The organism is Caballeronia arvi (assembly GCF_001544695.2).
GTDB lineage: Bacteria > Pseudomonadota > Gammaproteobacteria > Burkholderiales > Burkholderiaceae > Caballeronia > Caballeronia arvi.
The window spans coordinates 39,955-52,334 of record NZ_FCOM02000055.1 but is presented as its reverse complement, the minus strand read 5'-3'; the positions used below and the strand labels follow the sequence as shown (position 1 = coordinate 52,334).

The 12,380-nt window shown below is 63.6% G+C and carries 9 protein-coding genes and 2 pseudogenes; 10 read left to right on the top strand and 1 reads right to left on the bottom strand.

The features are described 5' to 3' along the window. The 10 genes and pseudogenes from AWB74_RS35475 to AWB74_RS35430 form a co-directional block, all read left to right on the top strand. On the top strand, positions 1–525 hold a 525-nt coding region (locus AWB74_RS35475; protein WP_200822080.1), incomplete at its 5' end, for a divalent metal cation transporter. A gap of 386 nt (positions 526–911) precedes the next feature. Beyond that, positions 912–1,145, top strand: a pseudogene (locus AWB74_RS35470) (IS91 family transposase); the annotation flags it as partial. A 495-nt stretch (positions 1,146–1,640) separates the two neighbouring features. Then, on the top strand, positions 1,641–2,447 hold the full coding sequence (locus AWB74_RS35465; RefSeq protein ID WP_061151288.1) for an enoyl-CoA hydratase/isomerase family protein: 807 nt from the start codon (positions 1,641–1,643) through the stop codon (positions 2,445–2,447). Positions 2,448–2,512: 65 nt separating this feature from the next. Continuing rightward, positions 2,513–3,382, top strand: a complete 870-nt coding sequence (locus AWB74_RS35460) for a helix-turn-helix transcriptional regulator (protein ID WP_061151287.1) — start codon at positions 2,513–2,515, stop codon at positions 3,380–3,382. 245 nt (positions 3,383–3,627) lie between these two features. After that, on the top strand, positions 3,628–6,672 hold the full coding sequence (locus AWB74_RS35455; RefSeq protein ID WP_407642509.1) for a xanthine dehydrogenase family protein molybdopterin-binding subunit: 3,045 nt from the start codon (positions 3,628–3,630) through the stop codon (positions 6,670–6,672). Next, positions 6,669–7,490, top strand: coding sequence for an FAD binding domain-containing protein (locus AWB74_RS35450; RefSeq protein WP_061151286.1), 822 nt, complete (start codon positions 6,669–6,671; stop codon positions 7,488–7,490). The genes AWB74_RS35455 and AWB74_RS35450 overlap by 4 nt, the downstream gene beginning before the upstream one ends. After that, positions 7,487–8,038 carry a (2Fe-2S)-binding protein gene (locus AWB74_RS35445; protein WP_407642508.1) on the top strand — a complete coding sequence of 184 codons (552 nt, stop codon included), beginning with the start codon at positions 7,487–7,489 and terminating at the stop codon, positions 8,036–8,038. The genes AWB74_RS35450 and AWB74_RS35445 overlap by 4 nt, the downstream gene beginning before the upstream one ends. Beyond that, positions 8,031–9,605, top strand: a complete 1,575-nt coding sequence (locus AWB74_RS35440) for an AMP-binding protein (RefSeq protein ID WP_061151285.1) — start codon at positions 8,031–8,033, stop codon at positions 9,603–9,605. The genes AWB74_RS35445 and AWB74_RS35440 overlap by 8 nt, the downstream gene beginning before the upstream one ends. 80 nt (positions 9,606–9,685) lie before the next feature. Then, entirely contained in the window at positions 9,686–11,044 is a 1,359-nt protein-coding gene (locus AWB74_RS35435) for an MFS transporter (RefSeq protein WP_061151292.1), read from the top strand. Positions 11,045–11,064: 20 nt separating this feature from the next. Beyond that, a pseudogene (locus AWB74_RS35430) lies at positions 11,065–11,320 on the top strand (XdhC family protein); the annotation flags it as partial. A gap of 143 nt (positions 11,321–11,463) precedes the next feature. Here AWB74_RS35430 and AWB74_RS35425 read toward each other — a convergent pair. Then, a complete protein-coding gene (locus tag AWB74_RS35425) occupies positions 11,464–12,345 on the bottom strand; it encodes a LysR family transcriptional regulator (RefSeq protein ID WP_061151283.1) in 882 nt (293 codons plus the stop codon). Positions 12,346–12,380: the final 35 nt, after the last annotated feature.

Sequence of the window (12,380 nt, the reverse complement as noted above, 5' to 3'; positions counted from 1 at the left end):
AATGCGGTCTCGGTCTGCGTGATGATTGCTGCCGCGGCGACACTGCATCTCCTTCCCGGCACGTTTGCGGGCGAGACTTCGCCGATGGCCGGCGTGCTGGAGCCGCTTGCCCATGGCTATGCACGCCAGGTTTTGGCTCTGGCGCTGTTCGGCTCGGCCTCGCTTGCGCTGCCGCCGCTGGCGGGTTCGGCAGCGGGGGCCGTGGCAAGTTCAATTCACTGGGAACGCGGCGAGCGGCGCGACCGGCGGATCGCCGGGTTGCTCGCGGCGATCATGGCGGCCGGCATGGCGATCGCGACGGCGCTGGCTGCAAGTCACGTCGAGCCGGCCAAAGCGCTCTATTGGAGCGCGGTCGTCAACGGGATGACCGTCACGCCGGTACTCGTCCTGCTCGTTCTGTTGAGCTCGAAACGCGGCGCGGTCGGGGATCTTTCGGCGCACTGGTCGCTTCGGGCGTTAAGCTGGCTCGCGGTCATCGCGACGGCGTGCGTGGTGATTAGCCATGCGGTGCTCCGGCTCGCGTGAGATGCCTTTCCGGGTCTGCGGCCGTGTCAGGTCTTGGCGCTTACGCGGTGGCAGGAGCGGATGATCGCGCCCACGCGGGATCATCGACAGCCATACAGTCCCGGCATCATAAGCGCTGGCCGGCTGCCAAAACGCAGCTCCGCGCGCGGTTGACGTAACCCTCATTCCAGCGCGACTTCGGCTCGTGAAATCCACGGTTTCTACGTGCGCGAGTTCGCTCGCGAGAATCCGCGCATGGCATGGTGTCTTTTATCTCACACCGGTATTGATTCGATGAAAACTACCCGCCTGGACCGAGCGGGCGCCATCGCATGTGCCGCGGCCTGCTTTGCGCTCGTGCTCGCTGGATGCGCTTCGGACGGGTCGCGCTCGCGAAGTCTCGCAGCTTCCATCGCATCCGCCATTACGGGTTGCTTGCCAACCCAGTGCGCCGCGCCAACCTAGCCAAGATTCGCACGCTGCTCGGTGTTGGATCCAAACTCAGCCCGTCACAGCACGACGCAGCCATCGTCGATCGACCGACGTTCATCTGCTGCCATTGTGGCGCGCCGATGCTCGTCATCGACATTCTGACGCGCACCGTACCGATTCGCGCACGGCCAAAGGCAGCACAGCGATGAGCGCCTCGCGTCGACCCGCAGTTCAACCGTCGGCTTTGCGTCAGCGAGGCCGAAGAGTGGACGATTGTGCCTTCGGTGTCGTGCACGGTTGCACAGACGTACTCCGAACTTGAAATCGCACGCGGCGTCGCCTCCATTGCCGCATCCACGACTCTCCGGGCGCTCGCATCACCCGCCATCGACCCGCAACAAACCGCTGAAGATGGCAATCGCGTTCCGGCTCTCTCGCTCCCGCCTCTGGTTCAGAGAATAAAAAAATCGAATTTCCCGCCTGTGTCTCTCGGAAAATCGGACTGCAGGGTAAGTGGCTGGAATCGCGGGTAAGCGGGCGCGCGGCCGTTAGTCGATACTTGAATCAAATTAAAACGCTGACCGCGAGAGTCTCGGCGTAAGTCGCCCTCGAACGAAGACAGTTCGCATCAACGACACGGTCTGAACCTTCGGTATCGAGTCCGTGGTAACCCTGATCAATCCAGCCGTAAAAGAGGAACATTCATGAATCAGCTCGTCCACAAAGCGCAGAAACTGCTCGCGGAACCCGATGGTTTTCGCGTTGAAATCAGAGAGGCCGACTCGCGTGCCGACATTATTCTCGACCGGCCTCCCTTCAATATCGTGTCGATGCTGCAGCGCGAACAACTCCGCGTTGTGTTCGAGGCACTGGATGACGATCCCAGGGTGCGTGTGATCGTCGTGCGCGCAGTGGGCGAGCATTTTTCGAGCGGCGGCGACATCAAGGGTTTCATCGAGGCGTCGCCCGAGCATGTGTCGAAGCTCGCCTGGAATATCGCTTCTCCGGCACGCTGCAGCAAGCCCGTGATCGCCGCGAACAGAGGCTATTGCTTCGGCGTCGGCTTCGAGTTGTCGCTTGCCTGCGATTTCCGCATCGCCACGGAGACGACCCTCTATGCGCTCCCTGAACAGAAGCTCGGGCAAATTCCCGGCTCGGGCGGATCCGCGCGTCTGCAGAAGATGGTCGGCATCGGGCGGACCAAGGACATCGTCATGCGCTCGCGCCGCATTCCTGGCGAGCAGGCGTACGATTGGGGTATCGCGACGGAGTGTGTCGCCGATAGCGACCTCGAGACTGCAACTGACGCGCTCGTTCGCGAACTGCTCGCGTTTTCTCCGCTCGCTCAGCGCACCGCGAAAAAGCTGCTGAACGATACCGAGGACGCGCCGCTTTCGATTGCAATCGAGCTGGAAGGACACAGCTACAGCCGGCTTCGCAGCTCGGAAGACTTCCGCGAGGGAGTCGAGGCCTTTCATGAAAAGCGCAGGGCCACTTTCACGGGCCATTGACGAATGGCGGACGGGACGGGTTCCCCACCCATCGAGTGAGATGTCTTTTGTGAGAGGCCGCACGAGTGTCGAACGCGATAAAAATCTATCAGGGCAGGTTTGGGCGGGTCGCACTGCTGGATATGGACGCGCCGCTCGTTCACCATGCGCATCACCACTGCCATCTGCTCATCAAGGCGGCGGGACCTGACACGTTCTTCGCCGTGCATGACGAAATGCAGCCGTTGTCGGCCGAAACGGCAGTGCTCGTCAATCCCTGGGAACCACACGCGTACACGCACAACGGAAACTCGGAGCAGCATACGGTCATTCTGGCGATGTACATCGAACCGGACTGGCTCGCGCATATCCAGCATCCGTTGGGCGGCAGCGGCCACCCGCAATTCTTCCCGCAGCCCTGTGTGCAGTTGTCGGCGCAGGCGCGCAAGCTGGCGGAGGAACTGGCGCTGGAAATGTGGTGGTCCGACAGCATCGCATCCGAGAGACTCGAAGGGCTCCTCTGCGAGCTGATGATCTCCGTGATCGATCCGGACCGAAGCTGGCGCGACTTGTCGCGGCAAATGGAGTTCGCCAGCCGTCGTCCGAGCGATCCGCGCATTCGCAAGGCGATTGCCTGGCTTCGTGAAAACACGGGGGGCGAGCCGGACATGAACCGGCTCGCGGAACACTGTGGCCTGTCACGCGCCCATTTCTTCGCGTTGTTCCATCGCTGCACCGGGGTCACGCCAAACGTGTATCTCAATGTACTGCGCATGGAGAGTGCGATCAGGGATCTGGCGTCCGGGAAGACTTCGATGACGGAGATTTCATACGATCTCGGATTCTCGGCCCCCGCGCATTTCACGCGATTCTTTCGCCAGCATCTCGGCATCACGCCGAGCGAATACCGCCGCGTAGTCGAACTCTACGACGATCGTGGCGAGGTCCAGATATAGGCGTCCCCGTCCCGCAGTACATCCGATGCGCGCGATGCGCGAGTCCGATTCGATGTCCGCTGCTGCCGCCTGAGTCGAAAGATGGCCATCGAAAAGCATCAGACTCCAGGGTAATTCGCACGGTCGCCGGGTAAAGCGATTCCACCTGACCGGCCTTACATTGCAATCAACGAAGGATGCTGACTTGCCTCGATGCGGACGGCAAGCAAGGCATCGGCATCCATATTTCCATGCGGGAGACACGCGTGAGCGAAACCGGAACCGAGCTCCTGGTCGAACAGGAAGCTCGACCAAAGTCAACAGTCGATCCATCGAACGCCGAGCGGCGATCACCTCGCCATGTCGGTCGGCCGATGGAGCGCCTCGAGGATGCCGCCATCCTGACCGGACGCGGTCGCTACGGCGACGATATCGCCGTCAAGCCCGGCACCCTGCATGCGGCCGTTCTCAGGTCCCCTCATCCGCACGCCGACATCATCAGCATCGATGTCGCGGGCGCGCTCTCCCAGAAAGGCGTGCATGCCGTACTGACGGGCGAAGACGTCCGCGAGTGGTCCCGGCCCTTCGTCGTCGGCGTCAAGTCACCGATGGAGCATTGGGCGCTCGCGATCGACCGCGTGCGTTACAGCGGCGAACCCGTGGCCGTGGTCGTTGCGCAATCGCGTGCACTGGCCGAGGACGGGCTCGAACACATCAAGGTCGAATACGCACCGTTGCCGCCCGTCACGTCGATCGAGGCAGCCATCGCCGACGATGCGCCCATCCTGCATCCGAAGGTCGGCACGAACGTGGTGAGCGACCGGCGCTTTCGCTATGGCGACCCCGAAGCGGCCTTCGCGAAGGCGCCTCATCGCGTGACGCTCGAAGCACATTACCCGCGCAACACCTGCACGCCGATCGAATGCGCCGTGGTGGTCGCGGAATTTCTGGCCGGCAATGAAGGTTATGAGGTCACGTCGAACTTCATGGGCCCATTCTCGCTGCATGCGGTCATGGCGATGGCGCTCAAGCTTCCCGCCAACCGGTTGCGCCACAAGGCGCCGCGCGACTCGGGCGGCAGCTTCGGCGTCAAGCAGGCCGTCTTTCCCTACGTGGTCCTGATGTGTCTTGCGTCCCGCAAGGCGGGTGCGCCGGTCAAGTGGGTCGAAGACCGTCTCGAACATCTGAGCGCGGCCACGTCGGCGACGGCGCGCCTGACGAAGCTCGAGGCCGCTGTCGAGAGCGACGGCCGCATCACGGCGCTGTCCTACGACCAGATCGAAGACTGCGGCGGTTACCTTCGCGCGCCTGAGCCCGCTACTTTCTATCGGATGCACGGCTGCCTCACGGGCGCCTATGCGATTCCCAATTTGCTGGTGCGCAACCGCGTGGCGCTGACCACGAAGACGCCGACCGGTCTCGTGCGCGGTTTCGGCGGCCCGCAGGTCTATTTCGCGCTCGAGAGGCTCGTGCAGCGCATTTCGATCGAACTGAAGCTCGATATTCTTGAGGTCTACCGACGGAACTTCATCCGCGCAGATGCGTTTCCGTATCGCACGCCATCGGGCGCGCTCTACGATTCGGGCAACTATCAGGAAGCCCTGAGACGCGCGCTGTCGGATGGCGGGTTCGAAGAACTGGCCGCACGACGCGAAGCCGCGCGCAAGGAGGGCCGTCTCTACGGCATCGGCTTCGCGGCGATCATCGAGCCTTCGGTTTCGAACATGGGCTATATCTCGACCGTGCTGCCGGCGGAGGCGCGGCGCAAGGCCGGCCCGAAGAACGGCGCGATCGCCAGCGCGACCGTGAGCGTCGACCTGTTGGGCGGCGTGGTCGTCACCATCGCATCCACGCCCGCCGGACAGGGGCACATGACCGTGTGCGCGCAGGTCGTGGCCGACGTGCTCGGGCTCGACCCGGCCGATATCGTCGTCAACGTCGAATTCGATACGCACAAGGATGCGTGGTCGGTGGCGTCGGGAAACTACTCCAGCCGTTTCGCGGGGGCCGTCGCGGGAACCGTTCATCTCGCGGCCATGCGTGTGAGAGACAAGCTCGCGCGCATCGTCGCGGCGCAGTTCGGCTGCGCGCCGGATCAAGTCACGTTCGAAGGTGGCCGTATCGTGCCCTTGGGTGACGATGCGAAGGCATTGCCGTTCAATCGCGCCGCGAGCAACGCACCGCACTGGGCGCCCGCGCTCCTGCCCGAAGGCGAGGAGCCGGGCCTGCGCGAAACGGTCTTCTGGACGCCTCCGAACATGGAGCCGCCCGACGAGCAGGACCGGATCAACACATCGGCATGCTACGGCTTTGCCTTCGACATGTGCGGCGTGGAAGTCGACCGTATCACCGGCCGTATCCGGATCGATCGCTATGTGACCGCTCACGATGCCGGCACGTTGCTGAATCCGGCACTCGCGGACGGACAGATTCGCGGCGCGTTTGCACAGGGGCTCGGCGCATCGCTGCTGGAGGAGTTCAGGTACGGCGCGGACGGCAGCTTCCAGTCGGGCACGCTCGCGGATTACCTGATGCCCACGACCTGCGAAGTTCCGGACCCGCTGATCCTGCATCTCGAAACGCCGTCGCCATTTACGCCGCTCGGGGCGAAGGGACTCGGCGAGGGCAACAACATGAGCACGCCGCCGTGCATCGGCAATGCAGTCGCCGATGCATTGGACATCGACGATGTGCGGCTGCCGCTCACGCCCGCGAAGGTGCTTGCGTTCATCGGCATCGACGATCCCGAGCCGTCGCGTCCCGAGTATCGCGAGGCTGCTCCCAAGAAAAAGCCGGCTGGCGGAGGCAAGGCGCTCACGGCGCAAGGCACGGTCGAGTTCGACGCATCGCCGGAGGCAGTCTTCGCGGTTCTGATGGACCCGGCTGCACTCGCCAAGGTCGTGCCCGGTTGCAACGCGCTCGAAGCGACAGGCACGAACCAGTATCGCGCGGATGTCACGGTCGGCGTCGGCATGATCAAGGCGCGATTCGAAGCCAGGATCGGCCTCTCCGATATCGACGCACCCCGCAGGCTCCGGCTCTCGGGCGCGGGTATCTCGCCGCTCGGCACAGCGAAGGGGGAGGGACTCGTCGAACTCACGCCTACAGCGAAAGGCACGTCGCTGTCGTACGACTACGAAGCACAGGTCTCGGGCAAGGTCGCGGCCGTCGGTGGCCGGATGCTGGAAGGCGCTGCGAAGGTGGTGCTGAATCAGCTCTTCGAATCGCTCGGCCGGCAGGCAGCGGGCAAGCCCGTCGGCGGCGGTTCGTGGTTGCACAAACTGCTGGCCCGGTTCCGGAGGAAGGCATGAAGCCATCGCAATTCAGCTATCTGCGCGCGGAAAGCACGCAGCACGCGCTCGAGGCGCTGCATCACGGTGGCGCGGATGCCCGGATCATGGCCGGCGGCCAGTCGTTGATGGCCGTGCTGAACATGCGGCTGTCACAGCCGCGCTGGATCGTCGATGTATCGCGCACCGATGATCTGAATGTCGTGGAAGTCGATACGGCGGGCGGTTACCTCGTCGTCAAGGCGGCAGCGACGCAAGGCAGCGTGGAGTGGCGCAAGACGCTCGAACAGGAAGTGCCGTTGCTGCGCCACACGTTTCCCTACATCTCGCACTTCCAGATCAGAAACCGGGGCACGGTATGCGGGTCGGTCGCGCATGCGGACCCGAGCGCCGAACTGCCGCTCGTTCTCGCGACGCTCGGCGGAGACGTGATGCTGCGCTCGAAAAAGAAGAAGCGGGTCCTGCCCGCGGACGCGTTCTTCCAGGGAATGCTGATGACGGCCCGCGAACCGGACGAGCTCGTCGAGGCCGTGCGCTTCCCGCTCAGGAAACCGAACGAGCGCTTCGCGTTCACGGAATTCTCCGCGAGGCACGGCGATTTCGCGCTGGTGGCGTGCGCGGCGATCGTCACCGACGACTCGATCCGCATCGGCGTGGGCGGTGTGGCCGACCGGCCCGTCGTCGAATATCTTCCCAGACTGACCGGCGAAGATTTGCGCGCGGCACTCAACGACTTTGCATGGAAGCTGGGCGCTCAGGACGACGCGCATGTGAGCGCGAGTCATCGCAGGCATCTCGTTCGGCATCTCGGATGGAAAGTGATACAGGAGGCAATGTGAGAAAAGGAAAGGACAGTAATCCGCTGCACGACGCTCACCAATCAGGAGCGTTGCGCAGCATCACGGTAAATCTGAACGGCGTGTCGCGCAGCGGCGCATGTGAACCGCGCGAGCTGCTTTCCGATTTCATCCGGCACGAGCTGGGAGCGACCGGCACGCACGTCGGCTGCGAGCACGGCGTATGTGGTGCGTGCACGGTTCATGTCGACGGCGTGGCATGTCGTTCCTGCCTGCTGCTCGCCGTGCAGGCGGACGGGCGGCGTATCGATACGGTCGAGGGACTGTCCATCGGCAATACGTTGAGCGATCTGCAAGCGGCCTTCCAGCGGCATCACGCGCTTCAATGCGGGTTCTGTACCGCGGGCATCCTGATGTCGTGCGCCGACTACCTGCAACGCGTAACGAATCCCAGCGAGGAACAAGTGCGGGAAATGTTGTCGGGGCATATCTGCCGCTGCACCGGCTATACGCCCATCGTGAAGGCCGTACTCGATGTGGCCGCACGGCGACGCGATAACGAGAATGCAATGGAGGCGAGTCATGCTTGATCTGGGCCGGACGTTCATGCAGTCGGTCGAACGCAATCCGAATGCGCTTGCGATCGTCGACGGCGATGTGGAACTGACGTATTCACAATGGTATGTGCGGATCGGCCGCGTCGCCGCCGGACTGCGGAGCCTCGGACTCGAACGCGGCGACAGGCTGATCGTCGTGCTTCAGAACCGCTGGGAAATGGCGACCCTGCATTGGGCTTGCCAGTTCGCCGGCATCGTGATCGTGCCTGTGAACTGGCGCGCCAAGCCGGATGAGCTCGACCACACCATCGCCGATGCGGGCGCGAGGGTCTTGATCTACGAACCCGCATCGGCCGATGCCGTCATCGCGAGCGAAGCAGCCCGGACGACGGCGCGCATCGGTCTCGATCAGGCCGAAGGCGCGACCCGCGGCTTCGACGAACTGATCGCGAAGCCGGAGGAGGACGTCGCCGCACTCGCGCCGCAGCCTGCCGCATCGGCCGACGACTACTCCGTGATGCTCTATACATCCGGCACGACCGGATTGGCCAAGGGTGTTCCACGCCGACATCGCCACGAGCGCGCCGCGGCGCTCGCGCATGTCGCACAGAACCTGTACCGGCGCGGCGAACGCACGCTCGGCGTGATGCCGCTCTATCACACGATGGGCGTCCGCTCGTTGCTCGCGATGGCCATGGTCGACGGTGTTTTCGTGTGCGTGCGCCGCTGGAGTGCTTCATTCGCGCTGCATTCCATCGCGAAGTACGGGATCACCTGTCTGTATCTGGTTCCGACGCTGTATCACGATCTGCTCGCGGCTCCCGAGTTTGCACGGACGGAAATCGGCTCGATCACGAAGCTCGGCTTTGCAGGCGCACCCATGAACGATGGCCTGCTCAAGCGTTGCGCGGCTGCACTCAGGCCCGAGTTGTTTGTGAATCACTATGGCTCGTCCGAGGTGTACACGTTCAGTGTCGATCAGGACGCCACGAACAAGCCGGGGAGTGCGGGACGCGCGGGCATCAATACGCGCATGCGGGTCGTTAGTCTCGATGCATCGAGTCCGGATGCGTTCGCGCGCACGGGCGAAGAAGGACAGATCATCGCCGAACTGGCGGGCGATGAAGCCTTCGAAGGCTACTGGAAGCGTCCCGATGCCAATGCGAAGGCGATCAGGGAGGGCTGGTACTTCACGGGCGACACGGGCTATGTGGACGCGGACGGCGATCTCTATGTGACGGGGCGCGTCGACGACATGATCATCAGCGGTGGCGAGAACATCTCTCCCGTCGATATCGAATCGATTCTCTCGCTGCATCCCGCCGTGGATGAAGTGGCGGTCGTCGGCCTGAAGGACGAGCGCTGGGGCCAGAAGGTGGTGGCTTTCATCAAGCGCTCATGCGTGGTGGACGCGACGGCGCTCGACGCGTTTTGCCGCACATCGGATCTGGTCAATTTCAAACGGCCGCGCGAATACATCTTCGTGGATGCGATACCGAAGTCTCCGGTGGGCAAGATCCTGAGACGCAAGCTCTCCAGCGGCGAATACGCGCACGAGAAGAGCACGGCGGAGGTGGAGGGCGCGGGCAAGCAGATCTGAAGCGCATTAAGAACCTGAGATAAAAAACCATGCAAAACACATGGTAATCCTAAATAGTTTGAACATGGATGGAGATCCTCATGGAAGAAGCGTTGCGAAATGACCGCGTGGTCAGAAGTGTGGGCAGCAGGCAGGTTCTCGTGGCCGTCGGCGCCTCGTGTCTGGGCTGGGCATTGGACCTGTTCGACCTGTTCGTCGTGCTGTTCGTTGCGCCCGTGGTCGGGAAACTCTTCTTCCCTTCGACGGACTCGATGCTCTCGCTCGCGGCAGTATATGCGTCGTTCGCTGTCACGCTGTTGATGCGGCCGCTCGGCTCCGCGATCTTCGGATCGTTGGCCGACCAGCATGGGCGCAAGCGATCGATGATCATCTCTGTCGTGGGCGTGGGCTTCTCGACCGCAGCGTTCGGATTGCTGCCGACCGTTCATCAGGCGGGCGTCATCGCGCCAGTCTTGTTTCTGGTGCTGCGTCTGGTTCAGGGCGTGTTTGTCGGCGGCGTGGTCGCATCGACGCATACCATCGGAACGGAGACGGTGAGCCCGAAGTATCGGGGAGCCGTCTCGGGATTCGTCGGCGGAGGCGGCGCGGGACTTGGCGCGTTGCTGGCCTCGCTGGTCTATCTGGCCATGTCCGCGGCATTTCCCGGCTCGCAATTCGAAGTATGGGGATGGCGATGCATGTTCTTTGCCGGCATCGTCAGCTCGTTCCTGGGTGTGTTCGTGTTCAACAGTCTCGAGGAGTCTCCCGTGTGGGCCGCGCTTGCCGCCGAAAAGCGCAAGGCCGCTTCGGTCGCCGCGCGCGACAGGCAAACGCCGGTCAGCTCGCCGGTTCGAACGCTGTTTTCAAAGCAGTATCGCGCCATCCTGCTCGTGAACCTGTTGCTCACGATCGGCGGCGGGAGCGGCTATTACCTGACCTCGGGCTTCCTGCCCACCTTCCTCAAGGTCGTGAATCACGCGCCCAACGCCGTTGCGGGCCTCATCCTCATGATATCGAGCGTGGCCGTGATCGTCGCATCGACGGCAGCCGGTCATCTGAGCACGCTCATCGGGCGCAAGCGTTGTTTCATCTGGCTCGGCGTGGCGCGGCTCGTCTGCTTCCCGCTGCTCTTCATCGCGTTGGCGCGGGCTGACAGCGTCGTCATGATCGGTGCTTGCGCGGTGCTGCTGAGCGCCCTGGGAAGCGCCAGCTACGCGCCGATCCTCGTCTTCCTCAACGAACGTTTTCCAACGGCAATCCGCGCATCGGGCACCGGCCTTTCATGGAACATTGGCTTCGCGATCGGCGGCATGATGCCGACGCTGGTATCGGTCGTCGCCCGCACGCCCGCCGATCTGCCCGTCGTGCTGGCCGTATGTCTGGCCGCCGTGAGCGTGCTCTATCTGATCGGCGCGTTCGTCATACCCGAGACCCGGGGCAGCCTCGCGGACGGTAACTGACCGGGATCGGCGAGGCGATCATGGACAGCGTGAATCTCGAAGTGCTCAGGGCCAGCCAGCGCTGGCTCGAAGCGGGGCATCGTGTGCTCCTCGTGACCGTGGTGAAAACCTGGGGGTCGTCGCCGCGTCCGGAAGGCTCGATGCTTGCCGTGCGTGACGACGGCGCGGTGGCGGGCTCGGTGTCGGGCGGCTGCATCGAGGACGATCTGATCGAGCGCGTGCGTCAGGGCGGATGAGGCGCATCGCTTCGGCCTGCCGTGCGGCGGCACGATCGAACCTTGCCGGCGATCCTGCAGGTGGAAGGGGCGAAGGCCGCGCGCGAAATCGTGGCGTCGGCCGGTTCGCTGTGCTTCGCGTGACTCAGCGTGTCACGCCCGCTGCGCGACTCGCAATCCACCGCGCCCCGCGCCGCAGCGTGCCTACCGGCGCTGCGGCCCGAACATGCGCGACAAGGTCCGCGCGAGTTCCTTCACCACGGCATCGGCGGTCGGTCGATGCAACAGGGCGATATCCATCGTCTCGATGGCGGGCAAGCCGCTTTTCGTCGTCAATACGACGTGATCCGGCGAGACCGCCCGCGCCGGCAGAAGGCTGACGCCCAGGCCATCGGCGACGGCGGCCTGGATGCCGCTCAGACTCGAACTGATGAAGCTGATCCGCCAGCGCCGTCCGATGCTTTCGATCGCGTTGGTCATGTCGTCGCGGTACAGGCCCCGCGGCGGGAACGCGACGAGAGGAATCGGGTCGAGCTGGATGCAAGGATTCTTCGCGCTGTCGATCCACCTCAGTTGCTCCGGCCAGCTTGCCACGGTCTCGCGGCTGTTGCGCCGTTGCTTGACGAGGATCAGGTCGAGCTCGCCGCGATCGTAGCTGTTGCTCAGATCGCGGCTCAGTCCGCTCGTCACTTCCAGCTTGACCTGCGGATGTTTGCGATTGAACGCCGCCAGCATATGAGTCGTCGGTCCGCCGACGAAGTCCTCGGGCACGCCAAGGCGCACCGTCAGGCCCACGTTCGCACCGGATAACGCCTCGATCATTTCATCGTTGAGCGCGAGCATGCGGCGCGCATAGGCGAGCAGGGTTTCGCCCGCATCGGTCGGACGAACGTCGCGGCTGTTGCGTTCGAGCAGCCTGTGCCCCGCCATCTCTTCCAGACGACGCACCTTCTGACTCACAGTGGACTGGGTCGAATGAAGCCGCGCGGATGCTGCGGTGAACGTGCCGCAATCGGCCACCATGACGATGGCCTTCAGCAGATCCAGATCGAACAGCGGCGCGCGCGCCTTGGGAGGGCTTTTCATCGATCCAGTCGATTCCTGAATGGGACATCGACTTC

Coding starts and splice junctions, on each gene's coding strand:
- AWB74_RS35435 (WP_061151292.1), top strand. CDS start 9,686: ATGGAAGAAGCGTTGCGAAATGACCGCGTGGTCAGAAGTGTGGGCAGC.
- AWB74_RS35465 (WP_061151288.1), top strand. CDS start 1,641: ATGAATCAGCTCGTCCACAAAGCGCAGAAACTGCTCGCGGAACCCGAT.
- AWB74_RS35425 (WP_061151283.1), bottom strand. CDS start 12,345: ATGAAAAGCCCTCCCAAGGCGCGCGCGCCGCTGTTCGATCTGGATCTG.
- AWB74_RS35450 (WP_061151286.1), top strand. CDS start 6,669: ATGAAGCCATCGCAATTCAGCTATCTGCGCGCGGAAAGCACGCAGCAC.
- AWB74_RS35440 (WP_061151285.1), top strand. CDS start 8,031: ATGCTTGATCTGGGCCGGACGTTCATGCAGTCGGTCGAACGCAATCCG.